This is a genomic window from Pseudomonas sp. MG-9 (assembly GCF_018729515.1).
Lineage (GTDB): Bacteria > Pseudomonadota > Gammaproteobacteria > Pseudomonadales > Pseudomonadaceae > Aquipseudomonas > Aquipseudomonas serboccidentalis.
In genome coordinates, this window is record NZ_JAHHZH010000009.1 from 96,377 (window position 1) to 120,837 (window position 24,461).

Here is a 24,461-nt window from a genome sequence, read left to right on the forward strand (position 1 = left end):
GGGGCATCGCCTTTTTTGCTTTTGATCTGTGTAGGAGCTGCCGAAGGCTGCGATCTTTTGATCTGGCTGTGATTTTGAAAGGGCAACGTCAAAAGATCGCAGCCTTCGGCAGCTCCTACAGACAGAGGTGATTTTGCGGATATTTCCGACAAGTCGCGTCGGTTGTGCCTCGCAAGTCAGCTGGATAGGCTCATAGGGTCGCTGGAAATTCAGCGACTGGGCGTCGCGGCAATCGAAGGTAGCTCCACTTCACCAACTGAGAATTCATCACGATCAAACCCACACCCCGTCCCCCCGAACCCGACAACACCTCCCCCTACGAATCCCTCGATTCGAGAAAACTCCACGACGCCGCCGAACGCGCCCTCGACCATTACCTGAAACCCTGCGCCCTGTTCCAGGTCGCCCCAGGCATGGACAACGAGAGCCTGCTGGTCCACGCCTGCAAATCACTGGCCTCGGCGAGCATCATGCTGGCGGAGCTGGCGGTGAATCGCGTGCTGGATAACGTCGAAATCGCACAATCCCCAGCACACAGCTGAACCCTTGTGGGAGCGAGCCTGCTCGCGAAAGCGTTAGCGCATCCAAACATTAATAGTGACTGACACTGCGCCTTCGCGAGCAGGCTCGCTCCTACAGTGGGATTGAGTGCATTCAGTTGGAGATGGGTCGGCTGTCAGGCCGCCATCGCGAGCAGGCTCACTCCTACAGTGAGATTGAGTGCATTCAGTTGGAGATGGGGCGGCTGGCAGACCGTCATCGCGAGCAGGCTCACTCCTACAATGGGATTGGGTGTGGTCAGTTGGAGATGGGGCGGCTGGCAGGCCGTCATCGCGAGCAGGCTCACTCCTACAGTGGGATTGAGTGCATTCAGTTGGAGATGGGGCGGCTGGCAGGCCGTCGCGAGCAGGCTCACTCCTACAATGGGATTGGGTGCATTCAGTTGGAAATGGGTCGGCTGTCAGGCCGCCTTCGCGAGCAGGCTCACTCCTACAATGGGATTGGGTGTGGTCAGTTGGAGATGGGGCGGCTGTCAGGCCGCCTTCGCGAGCAAGCTCGCACACAGTGGGATTGAGTGCATTCAGTTGGAGATGGGTCGGCTGTCAGGCCGCCACCGCCAGCAGGCGAGGGCCTAAAGAAGAGCAAAAACCGAGCGCATGCTTTTCACCACTCAAATGGCCGAGTGTCAGCTCGCCGAAAGCTCTTGATCTTGCCTTACCGGCCCCGTCGGCAGGCTGAGTGGAGGGGTTCATCCGGGGGTGGGAGCGCAGCGACCGTTCGACGAAGTCGAACACATCGAGAGGAGGTGCAGCGAAGCAAACCGTAGGCGATGCCCCCGGATGGATCCCGGAGCGAAGGGACCCGAGCCACGGCGAGGGCCGAACGTTGGGGCAAGCCTTTTGGGTTATTTTTTCGCTGGGCCGGCATTCCGGCGTCTGGAAAAAGTGACTCGCCGTAAGGGCGAAACCGCCAGCCGCCACACCCACAGAAACGGATATTCACACAACCCAACCAAGAACATGGTCGGCCCAAAGGCCGCCAAGTCAAAAGAAACAAACCCTGTCAAAACCCTGAACACGCAAGCAGAAACACCACCCCCCATTGAAACCACCCCAAGCCTGCCCCATCTAAGACCCATACCCCATTGCGCAGGTGCCCCATGAGCGACCAGCAAGAATTCCCGGACAACCCCGACGACTACACCGAAGCCGAACACATCGAACACACCTCCTCCGGCAAAGGCCTGGCCCTGCCCGGCCAGAACCTGCCGGACAAGGTCTACGTCATCCCGATCCACAACCGCCCGTTCTTCCCGGCCCAAGTGCTGCCGGTCATCGTCAATGAAGAACCCTGGGCCGAAACCCTCGATCTGGTCAGCAAATCCGAGCACCATTCCCTGGCCCTGTTCTTTATGGACACGCCCCAGGAAGACCCGCGCCACTTCAACACCGGCGCCCTCCCCGAATACGGCACGCTGGTCAAGGTCCATCACGCCAGCCGCGAAAACGGCAAACTGCAGTTCGTCGCCCAGGGCTTGAGCCGCGTGCGCATCAAGACCTGGCTCAAACACCATCGTCCGCCGTACCTGGTGGAAGTCGAATACCCGCACCAGCCCACCGAGCCGACCGACGAGGTCAAGGCCTATGGCATGGCGCTGATCAACGCGATCAAGGAACTGCTGCCGCTCAACCCGCTGTACAGCGAAGAGCTGAAGAACTACCTCAACCGCTTCAGCCCCAACGACCCGTCGCCGCTGACCGATTTCGCCGCCGCCCTGACGTCCGCCACCGGCTCCGAGCTGCAGGAAGTGCTCGACTGCGTGCCGATGCTCAAGCGCATGGAAAAAGTCCTGCCGATGCTGCGCAAGGAAGTCGAAGTCGCGCGTCTGCAAAAAGAAATCTCCGCCGAAGTTAACCGCAAGATCGGCGAGCATCAGCGCGAATTCTTCCTCAAGGAACAACTGAAGGTCATCCAGCAGGAACTCGGTCTGACCAAGGACGACCGCAGCGCCGACCTCGAACAGTTCGAGCAGCGCCTGGAAGGCAAAGTCCTCTCGCCGCAGGCGCAGAAACGCATCGAAGAGGAAATGAACAAGCTGTCGATCCTCGAAACCGGCTCGCCGGAGTACGCGGTCACCCGCAACTACCTCGACTGGGCCACCTCGGTGCCGTGGGGCGTGTACGGCGAGGACAAACTCGACCTCAAGCACGCACGCAAGGTGCTCGACAAACACCACGCCGGCCTCGATGACATCAAGGATCGCATCCTCGAATTCCTCGCGGTCGGTGCCTACAAAGGCGAAATCAGCGGCTCGATCGTGCTGCTGGTCGGCCCGCCGGGCGTGGGTAAAACCAGCGTCGGCAAGTCCATCGCCGAATCCCTCGGCCGGCCGTTCTACCGCTTCAGCCTCGGTGGCATGCGCGACGAAGCCGAGATCAAGGGCCACCGTCGCACCTACATCGGCGCGCAGCCGGGCAAACTCGTCCAGGCGCTGAAAGACGTCGAAGTGATGAACCCGGTGATCATGCTCGACGAGATCGACAAGATGGGCCAGAGCTACCAGGGCGACCCGGCCTCGGCGCTGCTGGAAACCCTCGACCCGGAACAGAACGTCGAATTCCTCGACCACTATCTGGACTTGCGCATGGACCTGTCGAAAGTCCTGTTCGTGTGCACCGCCAACACTCTGGATTCGATTCCCGGCCCGTTGCTGGACCGGATGGAAGTGATTCGCCTGTCGGGCTACATCACCGAAGAAAAAGTCGCCATCGCCAAGCGTCACCTGTGGCCGAAACTGCTGGAGAAGGCCGGCGTATCCAAAGCCAGCCTGAGCATCAGCGACGCAGCGCTCAAGGCCTTGATCGACGGTTACGCCCGTGAAGCCGGGGTGCGTCAGCTGGAAAAACAGCTGGGCAAACTGGTACGCAAAGCGGTGATGAAACTGATCGAAGACCCGAAAGCGGTGATCAAGCTCGGGCCGAAGGATCTGGAAGCCTCGCTGGGCCATCCGGTGTTCCGCAATGAACAAGTGCTGTCCGGCACCGGCGTCATTACCGGTCTGGCCTGGACCAGCATGGGCGGCGCGACCCTGCCGATCGAAGCCACGCGGATTCACACGCTCAACCGTGGGTTCAAACTCACCGGGCAACTGGGCGATGTAATGAAAGAGTCGGCCGAGATCGCCTACAGCTACGTCAGCTCGCACCTGAAGTCGTTCGGCGGCGATCCGAAATTCTTCGACGAAGCCTTCGTCCATCTGCACGTGCCGGAAGGCGCAACCCCGAAAGACGGCCCAAGCGCCGGCGTGACCATGGCCAGCGCCCTGCTCTCGCTCGCCCGCAACCAGCCACCGAAAAAAGGTGTCGCGATGACCGGCGAACTGACGTTGACCGGGCATGTGCTGCCGATTGGCGGGGTGCGTGAGAAGGTGATCGCGGCGCGGCGGCAGAAGATCTTCGAACTGATTCTGCCCGAGCCGAACCGTGGCAACTTCGAGGAATTGCCGGATTACCTGAAGGAAGGCATCACCGTGCACTTTGCCAAAAAATTCTCGGACGTGGCGAAAGTACTGTTTTAACCGCCCCCTTAAAAAGCTGCGAGCCAACACTCGCAGCTTTTTTATGCCTGTTTGTTTTTAAAATCAAAACCAGCAGCACATAACAACCTAAAGGACTGTCAACTCTGACAGTCCTTTCTTTCATCGCACTCCCGATACTTGATGCTCTATTGGCCTTTTATCAGTGAGCACCTTGATGGAAAACCAGACAGCAAATTCCGCCCGCCAACTGGAGAATCTCACCGGAGAATTCAACGCGACATTCACCAACAACATCGCTCCGGGCGAAGCGCGCTTTCCCTACCACTCCCAGACGTTACAAAGCTCAATGCCCAACGTAACTGAACTTCTGGACTTTGATAGTCAATCTGGAGTAACCGCAGCACATCCATCTTTTACCAACGATAAACGAAGCATCCGAATGACACTGAACTCAAACATTACTTCTGGCACCTATACGTTCCCGCAAGATGAAGTCATACGTAACGTGACCTATGGTGAAGTTAAAAAATTCGATCCCGAGTTTCAGTTTACGTCCCAAAAGGCAACCAAAGCAGAGCTCAAGCTGAACATCACAGAGAACGGACGTCGTTACTCAGGCGAGCTCAACTTCGAGGTGGTCAATAACGGAGAAACCTTAACAATAACCTCCACCTTCGATGTTGTATTGCACTTCAAGGAAAACAACTCAGGGCAACTCGATTCATCGACCGCATCCTTTCCACAGGGCAACGTATCAGCGGCGGATCTGCAAAATATAACTGGAGAGTTCAATGCGAAATTTCCTGTTTCCCTCACCCCCGGCGAAACTCCTTTTGCAAGAGCCCATTACCACTCTTCAAGCTTGCGCTACGACACGCTATCTTTGACGCAAGACATTAATTTTTCTAGCCGGAGTGGAAACCTCCCCCTGGACAGTGACATAACCAGCGACGCACGCGGATTTGAAATTCATTTAGAAAAAGGAATCACCTCCGGAACTTATAGCTATCCGAGTCTGAGCAGCCCGATTAAAAAACTGCTATACAGCGAAGTGCGCCGCCTAGGCGACAAATATATAAGCTTCAACCTTGAAACCCTGGAAGCAACGCTTGTACTTGAAGTTTTCGAAGAGCGTCGTTACGTCACAAAGAATTTCACTATAAAGGCCCGCACGCCCACAGGGGCAATCTTGAATATAAGGGCCGACTTTGACATTTACCTGTCCGCAGATTAAACGGCACTGGGTTCACACGGTTTGACCGCCCCCAATCGGTCGAGCCGTAACCCCAATCAAAGCAGCCAACTCCACGACACACTTTGTCTCATCTTCAGTTATGCTCGCCGTTCGTCGCCAACGTCGGAGCCGCTGACCTTATGTCCCCCACTCGCCTGTTTGTCCCCCTCGCCCTCTCTCTACTGGCCGCCTGCGCCACGCAGCCAAAACAGAACGTGACCGTGGAAAAACAGAGCGAATGCCCCGTGCGTCTCACCAATGGGCAAAACCTGATCGTGATGCTGCCGAGCAACCCCACCACCGGTTACCGCTGGGCCATTCAGGATTCGGCCGGCGGCGTGCTGCGCGCGCTCAGCCCCGAGGTTTATAGCAATCCTGAAGACGCCGGAGTGGTCGGTGCGGCCGGCATTTCGACCTGGCGTTTCCAGGCCTTCGCTCCCGGCACCGGGCGTTTGCGTTTGACCTCGCAACAGCCGTGGGCGCCGGAAGTGCTGCCGGTGGAAACCTTTGACTGCGCGATTACGGTGAACTGATCGTGGGCTGGCTGATTCTGGCGCTGATGGGCGCGGTGACGTTTCTCTACGGTGTGAGCACCCATGCGGCGCTGCTGTGCCTGTTGGTCAAACCGTTGCCCGTCCTGGCGTTGCTTGGATGGCTGCATGATGCGCCGCCCAGCGACTATCGGCGCTGGATCAGCCTGGGCCTGATTTTTTCGCTGCTCGGGGATGTGTTGCTGGCGTGGCCGGGTGATTTGTTTGTGTTTGGCCTCGGCGCGTTTCTGGTCGCGCACCTGGCGTATCTCAAGGCTTATCTGAGTGACTGCAAACGTCTGGCGCTCTTGCCGCTGGTGCTTGCACTCGGCGTAGGTGCGGTGCTGCTGGGGATTTTGATTTCAAGTGGTCTGGGGCCTTTGCTGGTGCCCGTGGTCGTCTATGGCACCGCCATCAGCGCAATGCTCTGGCGCGCCCTCGCCCGCCTCGGCACCGATGTGCCCCAGCGTTCAGCGCTATTGGCGGCAGCGGGGGCGGTGGCGTTCGTGTTCTCTGACAGTGTGATCGGCATCGACCGCTTTGTGGCGCCGTTCCATGCTGCGCCGTACGTGATCATCCTCAGTTACTGGCTTGGGCAGTGGGGGATTGCTGCCTCCGCTTTCTCCCAGAAACCTCACTAACCCCTGTGGTGAGGGAGCTTGCTCCCGCTGGGTTGCGCAGCGACCCTGAATCCGGTGCACGCGATACTGCAGGTATATCTCGTCAGTAGGTTTTACGACTGCTGCGCAGCCGAGCGGGAACAAGCTCCCTCGCCACAGTTATGTATTCCACGCTTGTGTCTGGCGCTTTATCAGACAACCCAAGCATCCCCGCGCCACTTTGGCTAAAATGCCGGCCTTTTCCACCGACACCGCCGGAACCGCCGTGAGCAAAGAACCCGATCGTATTTTCGCCAAGCCTTTGGCCCAGGTGCCTGACTTCGCCTTCAATGAGGACGTGGTGCGGGTATTCCCGGACATGATCAAGCGCTCGGTGCCGGGTTACCCGACCATCGTCGAAAACCTCGGTGTGCTCGCCGCGCAGTTCGCACAGCCGAACAGCGTGCTCTACGACCTCGGCTCATCGCTGGGCGCGGTCACTCAAGCCCTGCGTCGCCACGTGCGTACCGACGGTTGCCGGGTGATCGCTGTGGATAACTCTGCAGCAATGGTCGAACGCTGCCGCGAGTACCTCAACGGTCAGGATTCGATGTTCCAGGAGTTGCTGCCGGTCGAAGTGATCGAAGGCGACATCCTCGCGCTCGAGTTCAAACCTGCCTCGGTGGTGGCGCTGAACTTCACCCTGCAATTCATCGCCCCGGAGCAGCGCACCGCATTGCTATCGCGCATTCGCCAATCGCTACTGCCGGGCGGCGCGTTGATTCTGTCGGAGAAGCTGCGTTTCAACGATGCCGAGGAGCACGCGCTGCTCACCGATCTGCACGTCGCGTTCAAACGTGCCAACGGCTACAGCGAACTGGAAATTGCCCAGAAGCGCAGCGCCATCGAAAACGTCATGAAGCCCGACAGCCTCGAAGAACACCGCGAACGCCTGCTGGCCGCCGGGTTCTCGAAAGTCGTGCCGTGGTTCCAGTGTCTTAACTTTGCCTCGTTGATTGCCTTGCCATGATTGATCTGTCCCCCCTCGCCCGCCGCCTGGCCGGTACCCCGCTGGCCGACTGGGCCAACACCCTGCAAGTGCAACTCGACAAGAAAATGGAAAAGGGCCACGGCGATCTGGAGCGCTGGCAAAGTGCGCTGGACGCCTTGCCGAAGATCCAGCCGAGCGAAATCGATCTGCTCAATGGCCTGAAACTCGATACCGATTGCGACGACGAAACCCGCGCGCAAATGCGCACCGCGCTGATGGGCCTGTCGCCGTGGCGCAAAGGGCCGTTCGACCTGTTCGGCGTGTATGTCGACACCGAATGGCGTTCGGACTGGAAGTGGTCGCGGGTGTCTCCGCATCTGGACCTGAAGGGCAAACGCATCCTCGACGTCGGTTGCGGCAACGGCTACTACATGTGGCGCATGCTCGGTGCCGGCGCCGACAGCGTGATCGGCGTCGACCCGAACTGGCTGTTCTTCTGCCAGTTCCAGGCGGTGCAGCGTTACCTGTCCGAGCCCAACGCCTGGCATCTACCGTTCCCGTTCGAAGACCTGCCGCCGAATCTGGAAGGTTTCGACACGGTGTTTTCCATGGGCGTGTTCTACCACCGTCGCTCGCCGATCGAGCATTTGCTGGCGCTCAAGGACTGCCTGGTCAAGGGCGGCGAACTGGTGCTGGAAACGCTGGTGGTCGAAGGCGACAAGCATCAGGTGCTGGTGCCGGAAGATCGTTATGCGCAGATGCGCAACGTGTGGTTCCTGCCCTCGGTGCCGGCACTGGAATTGTGGCTGCGCCGAGCAGGTTTCACCGATGTGAAGTGTGTGGACGTCAGCACCACCACGGTTGAAGAACAGCGCGGCACCGAGTGGATGAAGTACCAGTCGTTGAGCGACTTCCTTGATCCCGAGGATCACAGCAAGACCATCGAAGGGCTGCCGGCGCCGATGCGGGCAGTGATCGTCGCCCGCAAATAAAGCAAAATCAAAAGATCGCAGCCTTCGGCAGCTCCTACATCGATCCCTGTAGGAGCTGCCGAAGGCTGCGATCTTTTGATCTTAATCCCGACTTGCGCGACGGGCTCTGAAGAATTCGGTCAGCACCGCCCCACACTCCTCCGCCAGCACCCCGCCTTCATACAGCACCCGGTGATTCAAAAAGCCCTGGGTAAAGAACTGTCCCTGACTCTGCACAATCCCCGCCTTGGGCTCCAGCGCGCCATACACCACCCGCGCGATCCGAGAATGCACGATCAACCCGGCGCACATGCTGCATGGCTCCAGCGTCACGTAGAGCGTGCTGCCCGGCAGGCGATAATTGTTAACGGCTTGAGCGGCGGCGCGGATCGCGACCATTTCCGCATGGGCACTCGGGTCGCTGCCACTGATCGGGCAGTTGAAACCACGACCGATGATCTCACCGTCCTGCACCAGCACCGCGCCCACCGGCACTTCGCCGAGGGCTGCGCCTTGGGCGGCAAGGGCCAGGGCTTCGCGCATGAAATCACGGTCACGGCTGCGGTCGATGATCGCGGCGGGGCGAATCTGGCGCATCACTTCACCTCGATGGCGGCCATCAGGCCGGTTTCCATGTGGTCGATCACGTGGCAGTGGAACATCCACACCCCCGGATTATCAGCCACCAGCGCCACTTGCGCGCGCTCGTTCTTGCCCAGCAGATACGTGTCGGTGAAGTACGGAATGATCTTGTGCCGGTTCGACGCAATCACCTTGAAGCTCATGCCGTGCAGGTGGATCGGGTGCTGGTACTGGGTCATGTTTTTCAATTCGAAAATGTAGCTCTGGCCCAGCTTCAGACTGGCGATCGGCCGGTCAGCGCAAGTCTTGTCGGTGATGTCCCAGGCCTTGCCGTTGATCTGCCACAGGCTCGGCGGCTTGCCGTTGTCGACGTTGACCGACACCGAACCGACCCATTCGAAATTGAAGTTGAGTTTCTCGGCATTCGCCAGATCCGGCTCGGCCACCGGGTTGGCGGGCAAGGCTTTCGGCCACTCGGTCGGCGCATCGTTGTTGACCACTGAACGCAGGGTGCCCAGGCGCACCGGGCCGTTACGCAGCGACAGTTCTTCACCGGCCGGCGGTGCCTTGATCGCCAGACAAATGCGCATGCCCGGCCCCAGCCAGTATTCCTTGCCCAGCGGCCGCGGCTCGACCGGGTTGCCGTCCAGCGCATAGATCTGCGCTTCGACGCCAGGAATGTTGATGCGGTACGTCAGGGTGTTGTCGAGGTTAAGCAGACGCACGCGGGTGATCTGCCCGGCCGGCAACTCGATCACCGGCAACGGCACGCCGTTGATGGTCGACAGCCGCCCGGCCGTGCCGCCACGGGCCGCTTCACGGGGGATGCTGAATTCGACGAAATTACCTTGCTCGTCGATGTGCCAGTTTTTCAGGCTCAGGGTCTTTTCATACTTGAAACCGGTCGGTTCACGCTCTTCAACGATCAACGGCCCGACCAGCCCACGCCCCAGTTCTTCGCTGCTGCTGACGTGTGGGTGATACCAGTAGCTACCGGCGTCCGGCACGCGGAATTTGTAATCAAAGTACTCACCGGGCAATACCGGCAGTTGCGAGACGTACGGCACGCCGTCCATTTCCAGCGGCAGGCGGATGCCGTGCCAGTGAATGGTGGTCGCCACCGGCAAGTGGTTGATGAAGCGCACGCGCAGCCATTCGCCCTGACGCACGCGCAACTCGGTGCCCGGCGCCGACGGGCCGAACGCCCAGGCCTCGGTCTTGTGCCCCGGCACCAGCTCGACATCCAGCGGCGCGGCGATCAGTTCGTAGTCGTGACCGGCCTCGGCCTCGGCGACCTTGCCCAGCCAGTAACGCGACGCGCCTCCCGCTCCGACACCAACGACAACAAGACCGGCCAGGCCACCGAGGATTTGGCGACGGGTAAAGGACATGAACTCAACTACCTCACGTATCTGCGTCGGGCCAGCGGCCCGCAAAAGGCAAATACGATACACCTGCAATTGCGAAAGATTAAGTGAAGTGTTGTCGCATTGAATCCGGTATTGACGACAAAAAGAACCTCACTGTGCTCTTGAGCCTCAAGCAGGGGCGGCATTTCCTCCAGTGGTTGTATTTGCCCACTGCGCCATAAACTCGGCTACCCGCTCCTCGATGCGACTCTCGACGGTGCGTAGACGTAATAGAGCAACACCCGCCTTTTGCAGGATGCTGTCTTTCAAGGCATCCCGTTCGATTTGCATCGGTGTCGCGTGACTCCCCCCGTCGACCTCTATCACTCCGAGTGGTCTTTTGCCGACTTTGAAATAGATCACGAAATCACAACTGGCGCGGTTGTCCATGAACTCCCTCTCTCTCGGGGTAAGCCACTCGTTGGCCGTCGAAACCAACTGGTTCAACTCGACCTGGCCGTGGGCTGCAATCCCCCGGTAGACCTCCTGATCAAGGGTCTCTCGCAGTATCTGCGCCATGATCTGCTCGGACTTGTAGTCCGAATCGCTCCTCCGCAACTTGCTATTGAGTCGCTCCAGCGACTTGTCGTATTCCTTGTAGAGCAGATCGAAAGCCGATATCACTGGTGCGCGATGAAGTTGCGCTTCATCAGCGTAGTACTCCATGTAACGCACCAGCGCTGCGATGTGCCCATTGTTGGCCGTGAAAACGTCTTCGCCGGTGACCAGGGTGAAGCGCTTTTTGGCCCGCGATACCGCCACATTGATCATCCGAGGGTCGTCCACGAACGCCAGAAGTTTCGGTGTCGTGCTCTTTTTGTCCAGCACAGTGGAAAAGACGATCTCGTCGCACTCCCGCCCCTGGAATTTGTGAACGGTGTCTTTGACGAAATCCTCTGGCAAAAGCGTACCAGATAACCTGGCCTGGTTCCTGAACGGGGCGATGAAACCTCTGCCGTCTTCGTCCTCCCAAGTACTTTCGCCCTCACTATCAAGCACTGCCATTAGTGAATCCAGTTCCCGGAGATTGGTTTTGCGCCGCGTGTGATTACCCTTCGCGGTCACCAGCAATGACAACGGCTTTTCCCCACGATCTTCAGTCATCGGAACCAGTTGATTGTCGTAGAATTGCTGATTGCAGAACTTGATGATCTGCGGGTGACAGCGATAGTGTTCCTTCAATAGGGTCATTGGGATCGCACCTTCGAACACGCGGACACACGAATCAAGCAAACTGTACTTCTCGCAATCGTAATGAGCCGCTGGCGCGGCCATGCCCAGCGTCGCCGGAATGTGCGCCAACTGTTTTCTGTCACCGACAACGATCAGATTCTTCGCACAGCCCAGAGCTAATATTCCAGGAACGATGTCCTGCTGCGAAGCCTCGTCAATGATGACGTAGTCGAGCACTGTGCCGGCTTTCAAGGAATTAACGATGGAATGCGTACCGCTTGAAATGATCGGATAGCGCTTTATGAACTCATCGAATCTGGCTTTCCGATAACTCTTGCCATCGAAGGGCTCAGTTTGCGGTACATGTCGGTGGAGATGCTGCTTCAGGTACTTCATCGAGGTACTCGTAAGTTCTTCAAGCAACACCTGATAATTACCCAGCCGCAACTTTTCCTGAAGCCCTGCCAGCGCCGCTTTTCTTTCCTGAAGCGCTTTGTCGTAGTAATGAAGCTGCAGACCGTAGAAGACCGATTTGCGCTTGGCCCAGTCATCGAATGGTTTCATGCGCAGGATCTTGAAGTTGAACAGCATTTCTATCCTGTCCTTGATTCGCACGCGGTTGCCAGTAAGGTGCGTCAGGAATGCCATCAGATCGGTGGACTTTTGCGGGGTCAGATTATATTTGCCCAGGGGAATGGGATCCAGCACGCCACTTTCTTGCTGCCACTGCCGCAAATAACTGCGTTCGATCTCCAGTTCACTGACTTCAGTCTGCAGCCTGGCCATCGTGTTGCGGTCAGACAGGTGGCATTTGAGCTGCTGAAAGACACTCTGAATGGTCGCCATCTCAGGCGCCGCTTCAGGAGCAATTGTGGGTCGAGTACGAGGATTGGCAAAAAACGCTTCACGGTTTTCGTTGCTGCCCAACTCGGCAACCAGATAATCGAGGCCTGACTTACCTAGCTTTTCACATACGTTGGACACGGCCGCATTGTTGTTCGATACAACCGCCACGGTTTTTCCACTCAACAGAATGTTGGCGATGATGTTCAGAATTGTTTGTGTCTTGCCGGTGCCAGGGGGGCCTTCTATCAAACTGATCTGAGAAGTGAAAACCTGCTCTACTGCTTCAAGCTGACTCTCATTAAGACCAAATGGAAAAATAAGGTCTGCTACCAGCTCCTGACTTCCATTACGACGGGTGCAATAGGCGTGCAATGCGGTGCTCGCGCATGCAGGTATTGATTCGAGCTGGCGCTGCACATTCTCGGCGATAACTTTATCCTTCTCCGACTCTGCCTGAATGACTCTCGCATCAGCTACAGAGCGGAAATACTGGAAAACCGAATCGTCTTTCATCTTCGTCGGTATGGCGAATTCGATATCGACGAGCTTGTAAGCGTACTTTTTGCCACCTGCGAAATACTGAACGACGGCATATTTCTCGCCGTAAATCACTGCGCTCTCGATAGCACTTATCACTGAGCTGGATTTTTTCCTCAGAAGCTGGTTTTTCAGCTCTCGAGTCGGAACAACCTCGCAGTCGGCAAGCGGACTGGGCCAACTTTTGCCAGATGGATAGTGACAAGTCAGCGAGGCCCCACCGCGCCCATCACCTTTTATCGTCCAGTCGCTGATCTGACGGGTCTTGTCTATTCCGTTCACATAGATGGAAACCATATATCCCTTACGCAAGCTGCGCTCACAGCCTGCTCACATCCCTGTCGTTGAAATCCGAATCCAGCGATCCGGAACAATTGGCACTATTTTGCCACTATCTTTCATCCATATACCATCTTCCCGCCGGCGCACGCACCAAACAGAAATAAGCGTGTGTTGATGAATTACAAGGGCGCCTTTCGGCGTCCGGGTAATTCTGCATATTTCCACTTAGTCGTCGCCAGATGGAACACAGCGAATACCTGAAAGACTTTGCGGGCCCTGAAAGGACGAGCGACCTATCACTCATAAATACCCTTGTTTTTCCGGTGAAGCAGCTTGTTACCGTTAGAGTGCGAAGCAACCTGACAACCGGGGAGAACTTTCCGTAGAATACTGGCGTGGCTATGGAACACCTTCCTTCTAAACCCTATGAACTAGGGGTTCCGCTCTCCACTCCGCGCCTGCTCCTAGCAGGCGTTTTCATATTGGCTGTAGACATGATGCTGCAGCTCGCTCACGACGGCGACTCTGGGAGAAAATCAAGGATGAATCAGGAGATGTTCCTGCGTCGCCGTAGCAAAGTTCACGTCCCGATGGGCACTGGCGGCGCCACGCGCGCTCAGGTCGCCTCGGCTGTCCGGGAAATCGCGGCGTTCCGGTGCGTACTGTCAGAGCCTCTGATTGAACAAATCGGCCTGTTGTCGGCGACAGAACTCAAGTACTGGTTGCGTGACATTGTCGGAGTACTCCGGCGCAGGAGTGGCGCTCATGTGCAGCACAGACCGTTTTATCCTGACTTTCCAGAGCAGGTTCTGACAGCCTCGGAAGCCGAGCTGTACCTTAACGCCGTCATGCATTACCTCACGCTTCGACGTTTACCAGCGACTGAAGAATCTCGACCTCCCCTGCTTGAAGGCAACGTCATACCCTGGACTATCGAGCCGGGAAGCATTCCTGAGTTCGAGTCACTGCTCGAGCCGCTGGTTTCATCACACACCTCGCTCTCCGAAGAAGAAGTTTTCGATGTCATCTGGTTTATCCGCGAGTACAAAAGTGATGTGTTCCGTCTGCTGCCTGAGGTCATCCCGTTCCGGGAGATCCGGGCACAGGTTGGCGGTGCACTGATCCTGCATGTAGCTGGCGATACACGGGTAGACGTATTCCTGGAGCGAAATGTCGAGACGGCAACTGACGTATTACGACTCGCGGTCGCGTTGAACGGAGGGGACGTGTCACTGGCGACCGCTACGACACGCTTCAAAGCGATGAAGCGCTCGATGCGGCGCCTGCTGTTGAGTCTGCTCGATCGAACACCCAACGCTACAGAAGACGTGATGCGGCAAGCCGAGCGATGGAAACGCCTGGCTGAAGTACTTCATCCGGGCGACTACGCCGATAAGTACCCAAGAGCGCTGGCCGCCATCACGGCGGCGCGTCGCAACGAAGCGCCCGCCTCATTTGGTTCACGTGTCGAAACACTGTTCGCCCAGCGTGATATTGCCGAGCTTGTGTCCGTGCTACAGAGCCGTCCCGGTGAGTTCGCACGACGGCTGGACGCGACCCTGCGACGCGCGACGGAACCAGAGCCGGTTCTCGATGCGTTCGAGGCTGTTGCGGCACAAGTGTCCTCACCTGTCCTGCTGCAGTTGCTGGCCCAGTCGCGTGCGCCGCGCCCCCTACCCCTTCGGGCGTTCACGCCGAAAGGTTCATTCGCAAAAGTCTATGGCATCGAGGATCACCGAGAGCCTCTCGCGCCCGAGGTGCTGGCTCGTGCAGCCCGAATCTGCGAGGACGCTCTAGTAACGCATTTTGCGACACTACCGCCATTGGGTCGCTGTTACATTGATCCAGAATTACGCGAATACAGGGTACCGCTGGCACAACGCGCTTCAGCGAAGTCACTACGTACACTGGTGCGGGGCAGCCGATTGCCGATGCCTGACACCCGTTTCATTCGCCTTTTTTTGTGGTGGAAAAACGGCCGTTCACGCACGGACATCGATTTGTCCGCCGCATTTTTCGATGCCAACTTCGTGTTCAGAGAAACGGTTGCGTACTACAACCTGAGAGATTACGGCGGCTACCACAGCGGCGACATCGTCGACGCGCCCGAAGGGGCTTCGGAGTTCATCGACCTCGACCTTGAAGCCCTCGTCGAGAAGGGAATCCGTTATGTCGTCACGTCCATCAACTCGTACACCCAACAGCCGTACTGCGATCTTCCAGAGTGCTTCGCTGGCTGGATGGCCCGCACCGATACGGCATCGGGAGAAGTATTCGAGCCGCGAACCGTGTTCGATCGTATCGATATCGCATCCGACACACAGATCTGCTTGCCCTTTGTGATGGACTTGCAGGAACGGCGCGTGATCTGGGCCGACCTGGGACTGACCTCAGCTCCCCGGTGGAACAATGTCGGGAACAACCTCAGCGGTATATCGTTGATGCTGCGGGCTTTGGTACATACACCACGGCCTGATCTGGAGACATTGTTCGATTTGCATGCACGAGCACGAGGCGAGCGAGTAGCTTCGCCGCAGCAGGCACAAGCGGTGTTTGCACCTGATCAAGGGATAACGCCGTTCGATACAGATTTGATTCGGTCGCAGTTCCTCTAATACCGCCTGCCTTTGCGTTCATTGAGAACGACAACTCTGCCTCGGTACTTTCCGCCCAAAAACAAAAATGCCAGTCAGCTTAACTGACTGGCATTTTCTATAATCCCTCTTGCGCCTCTCCGGATCTAACGTTGCAATCTAGAGGGCGCGGCGCGGCGATCACTCCCACTCAATGGTCGCCGGCGGCTTGCTCGACACGTCGTAAGTGACGCGGGAGATGCCTTCGATTTCATTGATGATGCGGCCGGAAACGGTTTCCAGCAGTTCGTAAGGCAGGTGTGCCCAACGCGCGGTCATGAAGTCGATGGTTTCCACGGCACGCAGCGCCACGACCCAGGCGTAACGACGGCCATCGCCGACCACGCCAACCGATTTCACTGGCTGGAACACCACGAACGCCTGGCTGACTTTGTGGTACCAGTCGGCCTTGCGCAGCTCTTCGATGAAGATGTGGTCGGCACGACGCAGCAGGTCGGCGTATTCCTTCTTCACTTCGCCGAGGATGCGCACGCCCAGGCCTGGGCCCGGGAACGGGTGACGGTAGACCATGTCGTACGGCAGGCCCAGTTCCAGACCCAAGCGACGGACTTCGTCCTTGAACAGTTCGCGCAGTGGCTCGACCAGTTTCAGGTTCATCTCTTCCGGCAGGCCGCCCACGTTGTGGTGCGACTTGATCACGTGCGCCTTGCCGCTTTTCGCGCCAGCCGACTCGATCACGTCCGGGTAGATGGTGCCCTGTGCCAGGTATTTGATGTTGTCCAGCTTGCAGGATTCGGCATCGAACACGTCGATGAAGGTACGGCCGATGATCTTGCGCTTCTTCTCCGGGTCGGCTTCGCCGGCCAGGTTGTTGAGGAACTGGTCTTCAGCGTTGGCGCGGATCACCTTCACGCCCATGTTCTCGGCGAACATGGCCATCACTTGCTCGCCTTCGTGCAGGCGCAGCAGGCCGTTGTCGACGAAGACGCAGGTCAGTTGATCACCGATTGCCTTGTGCAGCAGCGCCGCAACCACCGAGGAGTCAACGCCGCCGGACAGGCCCAGCAGCACGTTGTCGGTACCGACTTGTGCGCGGATGTTGGCGATGGCGTCTTCAGCGATTTTCGACGGAGTCCACAGGGCTTCACAACCGCAGATGTCCAGCACGAAGCGCGACAGGATGCGACCGCCCTGCTTGGTGTGAGTCACTTCCGGGTGGAACTGCACGCCGTAGTAAGCGCGATCATCGTTGAACATGCCGGCGATCGGGCAGCTTGGGGTGCTGGCCAGGATGTGGAAGTCTTCCGGCATCTTGGTGACCTTGTCACCGTGGCTCATCCACACGTCGAGACCGAACAGGCCATCGGCGTCGATGTGGTCTTCGATGCCGTCGAGCAGGCGGCTCTTGCCGACCACGTCAACGCGGGCGTAGCCGAACTCACGCAGTTCGGAACCTTCAACCTTGCCGCCCAGTTGCTCGGCCATGGTCTGCATGCCGTAGCAGATACCGAAGACCGGCACGCCCAGGTCAAACACGGCTTGCGGGCAGCGCGGGCTGTTGGCTTCGTGCACGGACTCGGGGCCGCCGGCGAGGATGACGCCTTTAGGAGCGAATTCGCGGATCGCATCTTCATCCATGTCGAACGGGTGCAGTTCGCAGTACACACCGATCTCGCGCACGCGGCGGGCGATCAGTTGGGTGTATTGCGAACCGAAGTCGAGGATCAGGATGCGGTGAGCGTGAATGTCGAGGGCCATGATTCAGTCTCGTCTTAAGTAATTCAGAAACAGTCGTGATTCAGAAACAACTCGGGGCTGAATAAAACAGCCCCGGTTGCTTGATGATTTGCTTGAAGCCTCAACCTACGCGGTAGTTTGGCGCTTCTTTGGTGATCTGCACGTCGTGAACGTGGGATTCGGCCATACCGGCACCGGTGATCCGCACGAACTCAGGCTTGGTACGCATTTCTTCGATGTCGGCGCTGCCGGTGTAACCCATCGAGGAACGCAGACCGCCCATCAACTGGTGGATGATCGCCGTCAGGGTGCCTTTGTACGGCACACGGCCTTCGATACCTTCCGGAACCAGTTTCTCGGCGCCTGCCGAAGAGTCCTGGAAGTAACGGTCGGACGAGCCTTGCGCCTGGGACATGGCGCCCAGCGAACCCATGCCGCGATAAGCCTTGTACGAACGGCCCTGGAACAGTTCGATCTCGCCCGGGGCTTCTTCAGTACCGGCGAACATCGAGCCCATCATCACGCAGGAAGCACCGGCCACGATGGCCTTGGACAGGTCACCGGAGAAACGGATACCGCCGTCGGCGATCAACGGAACGCCAGTGCCTTCAAGGGCAGCGGCAACGTTGGCGATGGCACTGATTTGCGGAACGCCGACACCGGCGACGATACGGGTGGTGCAGATCGAGCCAGGGCCGATACCGACCTTGACGGCGTCGGCGCCGGCTTCGGCCAGGGCCTTGGCGGCTGCGCCGGTGGCAATGTTGCCGCCGATCACCTGCACTTCAGGGAAGTTCTCCTTGACCCAGCGAACGCGGTCGATCACGCCTTTGGAGTGACCGTGCGCGGTGTCGACCACCACCACGTCCACACCGGCATTGACCAGCGCGGCAACGCGGTCACCAGTGTCTTTACCGGTACCGACGGCAGCGCCAACGCGCAGACGACCTTGATCGTCCTTGCTGGCCAGCGGGTAGGCTTTAGCTTTTTCGATGTCTTTGACGGTCATCATGCCTTTGAGGGCAAACTTGTCGTCGACGATCAGGACTTTTTCCAGACGGTGCTTGTGCAGCAGCTCGCGGACTTCGTTCTTGTTGGCGCCTTCACGCACGGTGACCAGACGCTCTTTAGGCGTCATCACTTCGCGGACGGTGGCATCCAGACGGGTTTCGAAGCGTACGTCACGGGAAGTGACGATACCGACCAGGTCGCCATCGTGCAGAACCGGAACGCCGGAAATATTGTGCATGCGGGTCAGGTCGAACAAATCACGTACCGTGGCGTCAGCCTCGATGGTGATCGGGTCTTTGACGACGCCGGCTTCGAACTTCTTGACCTTGCGCACTTCGGCAGCTTGCTGCTCGATGGTCATGTTCTTGTGGATGATACCGATACCACCTTCCTGAGCCATGGCGATTGCCAGACGGGCTTCAGTGACGGTGTCCATGGCGGCGGAAACCAGTGGAATATTCAGCTCGATGCCACGGGTAAGGCGGGTCTTGAGACTGACTTCGTTAGGAAGCACCTCGGAATAACCAGGCACTAGGAGAATGTCGTCGAATGTCAGAGCTTCTTGGCTGATACGCAGCATCGCGGGGGCTCCCGAGCGGGAAAATGGAAGCGCGCCATTATAGTCAGACACCCCCTGCTGTTCAACGTAAAACTCTGTCTATTATCGATGTTACTGATGTACGGAAAACCCTGCTTTTTGTAGGAGCTGCCGAAGGCTGCAATCTTTTGGCTTTGATTGACACAAACAAGATCAAAAGATCGCAGCCTTCGGCAGCTCCTACAGGGGTCAGAGTTCGACTTTTACCCAGCTGACAGGTTGATCCAGCCAATCGGCGAATTCGTCGATAAAGCTCTGCTTGAACCCGGCTTCCAGCCAGTTGTTGAAGATAAATCCCAGGTTGGAAAACGCGCATTCCTGCAAGTACAGAAAGCCGTTGATGTCGTCTTCATGCCCGCATTCAGGGCAGGTGAAGTTGTCGGTACGCCCGGGCATCCAGTCTTCCAGGCTTTCGAACAGCGCCTCGCCGACTTCGCGGCGGCACTCGGCGCAACCGGCTTCTTCGAGAAAGCCCTTGGCCGGGGTGTAGATGCAGCGCTTGACGATGATCTCCAGGCCATTGATCGGCTCGCCGAAGGGCAGCGCCTCGGGGTGCAGCACCACCGCACGCGCGCCGTCGGCAATGGCGTGGGCCATGCGGTTGCCGGTGCGACCGCAGGTGGTCAGCTGTTCTTCGATGATGTTCTTGCGCACCAGCCAGCGCACGATCGCCCGCGCCCGGGGTTCGTGGACCGGCAGGGTGGAGATTTTCGGGACGATGATGCTTTGCGAATTCATGGGTGCAAGCCTGCTGCAAATTCCGGGATAGACCCTGTAGGAGCGAGCCTGCTCGCGATAGCGGTGTGTCAGACACATCAATGTTGACTGATCGTCTGCTATCGCGAGCAGGCTCACTCCTACAAGAAATGGCGGCCGGCAGCTTAATCCCTGACAGAATCCGGTCAAGTGCTCACGCCATACTAATAATGTAGCGCCCGATCAACGCAATCCCGCTCGCCAGCACCAGCCAGGTCACCAACCGTACAAACGCCTCGCGCGACAAGCGCATCGTCAACCGCCGCCCAGTCCACAGCCCCAGCGCCATGGCCGGCAACAGACACAGCGCCAGCATCAACAAGGGAAGCTCGGCATACACCCCGGCAAGGGCGAACAGACTCAAACGCACCACCGTGCTGCAACTGATCAGCGCACTTTGCGTGGCCCGGGCCGCGTCTTTGGGCAGACGGCTGTTGAGATAGATCGCATACAAGAAGCCGCCACTGCCGAACAGCGCACCAAACAGCCCGCCCACCGTGCCCATCGGCAACGCCCACCCGGCAGACAACTGCGTCGGCCGGGTTTTCACCCACAGGCTGTAAATCGCATAGGTGCTGATGAACAGCCCCATCAACAACAGAAGCAAATCAGATTTGAGGTTAAGCAGGAAAATCACCCCCAACGTGCACCCCACCGCCATGCACGGCAGCAGCCGCACCAACTCGGGTTTGGCCACGTCCCGGCGCGAAGGCAGCAGATTGCCGAACGCCGCGACGAAATCCAGCAGCACCAGCAACGGCACGATTTTCGACAGCGGCATGAACAGAATCAGAATCGGCCCCGCGACCAGCGCCGTACCGAATCCGGCAATTCCGAAAACGATATAGGCCAGCGTGATCCCCAAGCCGATCACCGCCCAGCCGCCCGCGCCCCACGACCACTCGCTCAACAACCCCAGCACACTCATCGATCCGCTTCCTTAATAAGCCTGAGATGACTTTAGCCAGCGCCAAGCGTTGCGACTAATATGTTCAAAGGCCATTACTCATCTCGAAAAGGCATACCTTGTGCTGTCGATCCGTCAACTGCGTTACTTCGTGGAAATCGCCGAGTGCGGCAGTTTCAGTGCCGCCGCTGAACGCCTGTTCATCGCGCAATCGGCGCTGAGCCGGCAGATCAAGGACATGGAAACCCGCCTGCAAACGCCGCTGTTCGAACGCACCGCGCGCCAGCCCCGGCTCACGGCTGCGGGCGAGGCGTTTTTGCCGCGGGCCAGAAACCTGCTCAATGAACTGAGCAAGGCCAGCGCGATGGCGACCGAAGTCGGTAACGGCCAACGGGGCACGTTGCGCCTGAGTCATTCCAGCACTGTGTCGATCAGCGGACATTTATTACACCGGATCGGCACTTATCTGGAGCAGCAGAGTGGCGTGTCGCTGGACATCGGCAAGCTGTCCTCCGAGGCGCAGCTTGAGGAACTGGCTGAAGGACGCCTCGACATTGGCCTGTTGCGCCTGCCGGTGTTGCGTCAGCGTGAAGGTATTCAGGTTGTGCCTTTGTTCACCGAACGCCTGCTGCTGGCGGTGCCGAACGATCATCGCCTGGCCGATTCATCCTCTGTGGAACTGGCGCAGCTGAGAGACGAACCGTTCATTTCGATCCCGCATCCGCAGCGTGGCGGGCTCAGTTATCTGTGTGCCGACCTGTGCATGCGCCAGGGCTTTTTCCCCAAAGCGGCGCGGGTGATGTCGCGCAAGACCACTCAACTGCAATTGATTCAGGCGGGATTCGGCATCGCCCTGCTGCCCGAATCGATGCAGGACATCAGCCCGAGCGGCGTACGATTTCTGCCGCTGAGCGATCCCGATTGTCAGAGCACGGTCGCCCTCGCCTACCGGCAAAACCCCACGCCGCTGGTTCAACTCTTCATCAATAGCTTCACTCGCCACGATCCCATGTAGGAGCTGCCGAAGGCCGCGATCTTGTGCTCTTGCTTTTGAGAATCCAGATCAAAAGATCGCAGCCTTCGGCAGCTCCTACAGGGACTCGTGTATTGAGTCGGAAATTAGCTTTAAACTGCGCCCCATGATTAAAGATCCCTTTTCAAGGCTCGGCCTTGACCGTGAAGTCCTGACCGTCAGCCAGCTCAACGGCCGTGCGCGGGTGTTGCTCGAAGACGTGTTCAGCAACATCTGGGTCGAAGGCGAAATCTCCAACCTCGCTCGCCCTGCGTCCGGCCACGTGTATTTCACCCTCAAGGACAGCGGTGCGCAGGTACGTTGTGCGCTGTTTCGCAACAATGCGGCGCGGGTGCGTCAGGCGTTGAAGGACGGTCTGGCCGTGAAAGTGCGCGGCAAGGTCTCGCTGTTCGAAGGGCGCGGCGACTATCAGCTGATTCTCGACACCGTGGAGCCGGCCGGCGATGGCGCGCTACGCCTGGCGTTTGATGCACTGAAGGAAAAACTCAGCGCCGAAGGCCTGTTCAGCGCCGAACGCAAAGTGCCGCTGCCGGCGCATCCGCAGCGCATCGGCATCATCAGTTCGCCGACCGGCGCGGTGATTCGCGACATCATCAGCGTGTTCCGCCGCCGGGCGCCGCAAGTGCAACTGACGCTGATCCCGACTGCCGTGCAGGGCCGCGAGGCCACGGCGCAGATCGTCCGCGCGCTGAAACTGGCGGATGCCCGTGGCTTCGACGCGCTGATCCTCGCCCGGGGCGGCGGCTCGCTGGAAGACCTCTGGTGCTTCAACGAAGAAGCCGTGGCCCGCGCGGTGGATGCCTGCGTCACGCCGATCATCAGCGCCGTCGGGCATGAAACCGATGTGTCGATCAGCGACTTTGTCGCCGACGTCCGCGCACCAACGCCCTCCGCTGCCGCCGAATTGCTGGCCCCGGATTCCAGCGACCTGGTGCGCCGCGTCGAAAGCCTGCATCGCCGCCTGGTGATGCGCATGCGTGACCGGCTGATGCGCGATCGTCTGCGCCTGGAAGGCATCTCCCGCCGTTTGCGTCACCCGGGCGAGCGTCTGCGTCAGCAGGCTCAGCGTCTGGATGACCTGGACATGCGCATGCGCCGCGCCTTCGAGCGTCAGCTCACTACCCGCCGTGAACGTCTGATCCGCCTGGAAACCCGCCTTGCCGGACAACACCCGGGACGCCAACTGGCGATGTTGCGCCAGCGCCTCGACAGCCTCGCCGAACGCCTGCCCCGGGCCATGCGCGAAGGCCTGAAGAGCCGTCGCCTGCAACTGCACAGCCAGATGCAGACGCTGCATGTGGTCAGCCCGCTGGCGACCCTCGGCCGTGGCTACAGCATTCTGCTGGATGAGCGCGGCCATGCGATCCGTAACGCCGCGCAGACCCACACCGGCCAGCGCCTGAAAGCCAGACTCGGCGAAGGCGAACTGCAAGTGCGCGTCGAGGACAATCACCTGACGCCCGTCACCCTTTCTTTACTGGACTGATCCATGCCGCGTTTTTTTGCTCCGTTATTGTTGCTGTGCCTGACCACCTTCAACGCCCACGCCGACAGCTACATCACCCGCCTGTTGAACAAACCGGTGCCGGGCGGCGTGGCGGTGGTTGATCTGGGCAGCGCCGCACAGGCGCCGAAAGCCACTTATCAGGGCAAACCGGTGCTGGTGGTCAAGGAACAGAACAACTGGCTGGCGATTGTCGGCGTGCCGCTGACGGTCAAACCCGGCAGCCAGCAGATCAGCAGTGGCGGACGTAATCTGCCATTCACTGTCGGTAACAAGAAATACCCGGAACAGCACATCACCCTGAAGAACACCCAGCAGGTCAACCCGAACCCGGCCAACCTCAAGCGCATCGAGGGTGAACTGGCCGAACAGATCAAGGCCTACCGCAGCTTCAGCCCAAACACCCCGAGCAACCTGCTGCTGGACAAACCGGTCAACGGCCCTCTGTCGAGCAAGTTCGGTGTACGCCGCTTCTTCAACGGTGAGGAGCGCAATCCTCACGCCGGCCTCGACTTTGCAGTACCGGCCGGCACGCCGATCAAGACCCCGGCGGCGGGTAAAGTGATTCTGACCGGCAACTATTTCTTCAATGGCAACACGGTGTTTGTCGATCACGGGCAGGGCTTTATCAGCATGTTCTGCCACATGTCGAAAATCGATGTGAAGGTTGGCGATCAACTGGCCCGTGGGGCGGTGGTCGGCAAGGTCGGTTCGACCGGCCGGGCGACCGGGCCGCACATGCACTGGAATATCAGCCTGAATGATGCGCGGGTGGATCCGGCGATTTTCATTGGTGCGTTCCAGCCCTGATTTATCCAGTGAGGCTTCTGGCCTAATCGCGAGCAGGCTCACTCCTACATTGGATTTGTGTTGTGAACACGGTCCACTGTGGGAGCCAGCCTGCTGGCGATGACTGACTCACTGCCACCGCAATCCCCCTGAAACCCCATCAACCCCGATTGCGCCCCAATCAAACCTCGCGCAAGCATCCAGAAGATTACCGGTATATCCCACAATAAAATCGCGCAAAATCCGGCTTTTCGAGTATTCCTCTCAATTTTTTTCGACTGCTTGCCATCCTCTCCCCTCGCGGTTAGGGTTGAAGACATGAAAACCTCTCACACCCTT

Annotated in this window: 18 protein-coding genes; 11 read left to right on the top strand and 7 right to left on the bottom strand. The window is 58.6% G+C overall.

Annotated features, from left to right (window positions below; genetic code table 11):
* Window positions 1-272 precede the first annotated feature (272 nt).
* The 7 genes from KKQ10_RS22460 to cmoB all read left to right on the top strand — a co-directional run bounded on the left by KKQ10_RS22460 (window position 273) and on the right by cmoB (window position 8,385).
* Complete coding sequence (locus KKQ10_RS22460; RefSeq protein WP_215502407.1) at window positions 273-542, top strand: DUF6124 family protein; 270 nt, start codon at window positions 273-275, stop codon at window positions 540-542.
* A 1,118-nt stretch (window positions 543-1,660) separates the two neighbouring features.
* Complete coding sequence (gene lon / locus KKQ10_RS22465) at window positions 1,661-4,078, top strand: endopeptidase La (RefSeq protein WP_215502306.1); 2,418 nt, start codon at window positions 1,661-1,663, stop codon at window positions 4,076-4,078.
* A gap of 175 nt (window positions 4,079-4,253) precedes the next feature.
* Window positions 4,254-5,273, top strand: a complete 1,020-nt coding sequence (locus tag KKQ10_RS22470; RefSeq protein WP_215502307.1) for a hypothetical protein — start codon at window positions 4,254-4,256, stop codon at window positions 5,271-5,273.
* A 140-nt stretch (window positions 5,274-5,413) separates the two neighbouring features.
* Window positions 5,414-5,806, top strand: coding sequence for a protease inhibitor I42 family protein (locus KKQ10_RS22475; RefSeq protein WP_215502308.1), 393 nt, complete (start codon window positions 5,414-5,416; stop codon window positions 5,804-5,806).
* Between the two features lie 2 nt (window positions 5,807-5,808).
* Window positions 5,809-6,444: a lysoplasmalogenase gene (locus KKQ10_RS22480; RefSeq protein ID WP_215502309.1), complete on the top strand. Its 636-nt coding sequence runs from the start codon at window positions 5,809-5,811 to the stop codon at window positions 6,442-6,444.
* A gap of 208 nt (window positions 6,445-6,652) precedes the next feature.
* Window positions 6,653-7,432 carry a carboxy-S-adenosyl-L-methionine synthase CmoA gene (cmoA, locus tag KKQ10_RS22485; RefSeq protein ID WP_174823758.1) on the top strand — a complete coding sequence of 260 codons (780 nt, stop codon included), beginning with the start codon at window positions 6,653-6,655 and terminating at the stop codon, window positions 7,430-7,432.
* Window positions 7,429-8,385, top strand: a complete 957-nt coding sequence (cmoB, locus tag KKQ10_RS22490) for a tRNA 5-methoxyuridine(34)/uridine 5-oxyacetic acid(34) synthase CmoB (RefSeq protein ID WP_215502310.1) — start codon at window positions 7,429-7,431, stop codon at window positions 8,383-8,385. The genes cmoA and cmoB overlap by 4 nt, the downstream gene beginning before the upstream one ends.
* An 81-nt stretch (window positions 8,386-8,466) precedes the next feature.
* On the opposite strand, the gene tadA is transcribed toward cmoB, so the two are convergent.
* The 3 genes from tadA to KKQ10_RS22505 form a co-directional block, all read right to left on the bottom strand.
* Window positions 8,467-8,961, bottom strand: a complete 495-nt coding sequence (tadA, locus tag KKQ10_RS22495) for a tRNA adenosine(34) deaminase TadA (RefSeq protein WP_127648233.1) — start codon at window positions 8,959-8,961, stop codon at window positions 8,467-8,469.
* Window positions 8,961-10,337 (bottom strand): multicopper oxidase family protein, encoded by a 1,377-nt coding sequence (locus tag KKQ10_RS22500; protein ID WP_215502311.1) that lies wholly within the window; start codon window positions 10,335-10,337, stop codon window positions 8,961-8,963. The genes tadA and KKQ10_RS22500 overlap by 1 nt, the downstream gene beginning before the upstream one ends.
* 147 nt (window positions 10,338-10,484) lie before the next feature.
* Window positions 10,485-13,208: a DEAD/DEAH box helicase gene (locus KKQ10_RS22505; RefSeq protein WP_215502312.1), complete on the bottom strand. Its 2,724-nt coding sequence runs from the start codon at window positions 13,206-13,208 to the stop codon at window positions 10,485-10,487.
* Window positions 13,209-13,747: 539 nt separating this feature from the next.
* On the opposite strand from KKQ10_RS22505, the gene KKQ10_RS22510 reads away from it, so the two are divergent.
* Window positions 13,748-15,808 carry a TerD family protein gene (locus KKQ10_RS22510; protein ID WP_252191713.1) on the top strand — a complete coding sequence of 687 codons (2,061 nt, stop codon included), beginning with the start codon at window positions 13,748-13,750 and terminating at the stop codon, window positions 15,806-15,808.
* A 159-nt stretch (window positions 15,809-15,967) separates the two neighbouring features.
* Here KKQ10_RS22510 and guaA read toward each other — a convergent pair whose 3' ends face one another.
* The 4 genes from guaA to KKQ10_RS22530 all read right to left on the bottom strand — a co-directional run bounded on the left by guaA (window position 15,968) and on the right by KKQ10_RS22530 (window position 20,817).
* Window positions 15,968-17,545, bottom strand: a complete 1,578-nt coding sequence (gene guaA, locus KKQ10_RS22515; protein ID WP_127648230.1) for a glutamine-hydrolyzing GMP synthase — start codon at window positions 17,543-17,545, stop codon at window positions 15,968-15,970.
* 100 nt (window positions 17,546-17,645) lie between these two features.
* A complete protein-coding gene (guaB, locus tag KKQ10_RS22520; RefSeq protein WP_127648229.1) occupies window positions 17,646-19,115 on the bottom strand; it encodes an IMP dehydrogenase in 1,470 nt (489 codons plus the stop codon).
* Between the two features lie 207 nt (window positions 19,116-19,322).
* Window positions 19,323-19,871: a hypothetical protein gene (locus KKQ10_RS22525; RefSeq protein WP_064589059.1), complete on the bottom strand. Its 549-nt coding sequence runs from the start codon at window positions 19,869-19,871 to the stop codon at window positions 19,323-19,325.
* A 172-nt stretch (window positions 19,872-20,043) separates the two neighbouring features.
* A complete protein-coding gene (locus tag KKQ10_RS22530) occupies window positions 20,044-20,817 on the bottom strand; it encodes a sulfite exporter TauE/SafE family protein (RefSeq protein WP_215502313.1) in 774 nt (257 codons plus the stop codon).
* 100 nt (window positions 20,818-20,917) lie between these two features.
* Between KKQ10_RS22530 and KKQ10_RS22535 the strand changes: the two genes are divergently transcribed.
* The 3 genes from KKQ10_RS22535 to KKQ10_RS22545 all read left to right on the top strand — a co-directional run bounded on the left by KKQ10_RS22535 (window position 20,918) and on the right by KKQ10_RS22545 (window position 24,143).
* Entirely contained in the window at window positions 20,918-21,811 is an 894-nt protein-coding gene (locus KKQ10_RS22535) for a LysR family transcriptional regulator (RefSeq protein WP_215502314.1), read from the top strand.
* A 124-nt stretch (window positions 21,812-21,935) separates the two neighbouring features.
* Window positions 21,936-23,315, top strand: a complete 1,380-nt coding sequence (gene xseA / locus KKQ10_RS22540) for an exodeoxyribonuclease VII large subunit (protein WP_215502315.1) — start codon at window positions 21,936-21,938, stop codon at window positions 23,313-23,315.
* Window positions 23,316-23,318: 3 nt separating this feature from the next.
* A complete protein-coding gene (locus KKQ10_RS22545) occupies window positions 23,319-24,143 on the top strand; it encodes a peptidoglycan DD-metalloendopeptidase family protein (RefSeq protein ID WP_007964447.1) in 825 nt (274 codons plus the stop codon).
* Window positions 24,144-24,461 lie beyond the last annotated feature (318 nt).

Coding starts and splice junctions, on each gene's coding strand:
- KKQ10_RS22545 (WP_007964447.1), top strand. CDS start 23,319: ATGCCGCGTTTTTTTGCTCCGTTATTGTTGCTGTGCCTGACCACCTTC.
- lon (WP_215502306.1), top strand. CDS start 1,661: ATGAGCGACCAGCAAGAATTCCCGGACAACCCCGACGACTACACCGAA.
- cmoA (WP_174823758.1), top strand. CDS start 6,653: ATGCCGGCCTTTTCCACCGACACCGCCGGAACCGCCGTGAGCAAAGAA.
- guaA (WP_127648230.1), bottom strand. CDS start 17,545: ATGGCCCTCGACATTCACGCTCACCGCATCCTGATCCTCGACTTCGGT.
- cmoB (WP_215502310.1), top strand. CDS start 7,429: ATGATTGATCTGTCCCCCCTCGCCCGCCGCCTGGCCGGTACCCCGCTG.
- KKQ10_RS22510 (WP_252191713.1), top strand. CDS start 13,748: ATGTTCCTGCGTCGCCGTAGCAAAGTTCACGTCCCGATGGGCACTGGC.
- KKQ10_RS22530 (WP_215502313.1), bottom strand. CDS start 20,817: ATGAGTGTGCTGGGGTTGTTGAGCGAGTGGTCGTGGGGCGCGGGCGGC.
- KKQ10_RS22525 (WP_064589059.1), bottom strand. CDS start 19,871: ATGAATTCGCAAAGCATCATCGTCCCGAAAATCTCCACCCTGCCGGTC.
- KKQ10_RS22470 (WP_215502307.1), top strand. CDS start 4,254: ATGGAAAACCAGACAGCAAATTCCGCCCGCCAACTGGAGAATCTCACC.
- tadA (WP_127648233.1), bottom strand. CDS start 8,961: ATGCGCCAGATTCGCCCCGCCGCGATCATCGACCGCAGCCGTGACCGT.
- guaB (WP_127648229.1), bottom strand. CDS start 19,115: ATGCTGCGTATCAGCCAAGAAGCTCTGACATTCGACGACATTCTCCTA.
- KKQ10_RS22500 (WP_215502311.1), bottom strand. CDS start 10,337: ATGTCCTTTACCCGTCGCCAAATCCTCGGTGGCCTGGCCGGTCTTGTT.
- xseA (WP_215502315.1), top strand. CDS start 21,936: ATGATTAAAGATCCCTTTTCAAGGCTCGGCCTTGACCGTGAAGTCCTG.
- KKQ10_RS22505 (WP_215502312.1), bottom strand. CDS start 13,208: ATGGTTTCCATCTATGTGAACGGAATAGACAAGACCCGTCAGATCAGC.
- KKQ10_RS22475 (WP_215502308.1), top strand. CDS start 5,414: ATGTCCCCCACTCGCCTGTTTGTCCCCCTCGCCCTCTCTCTACTGGCC.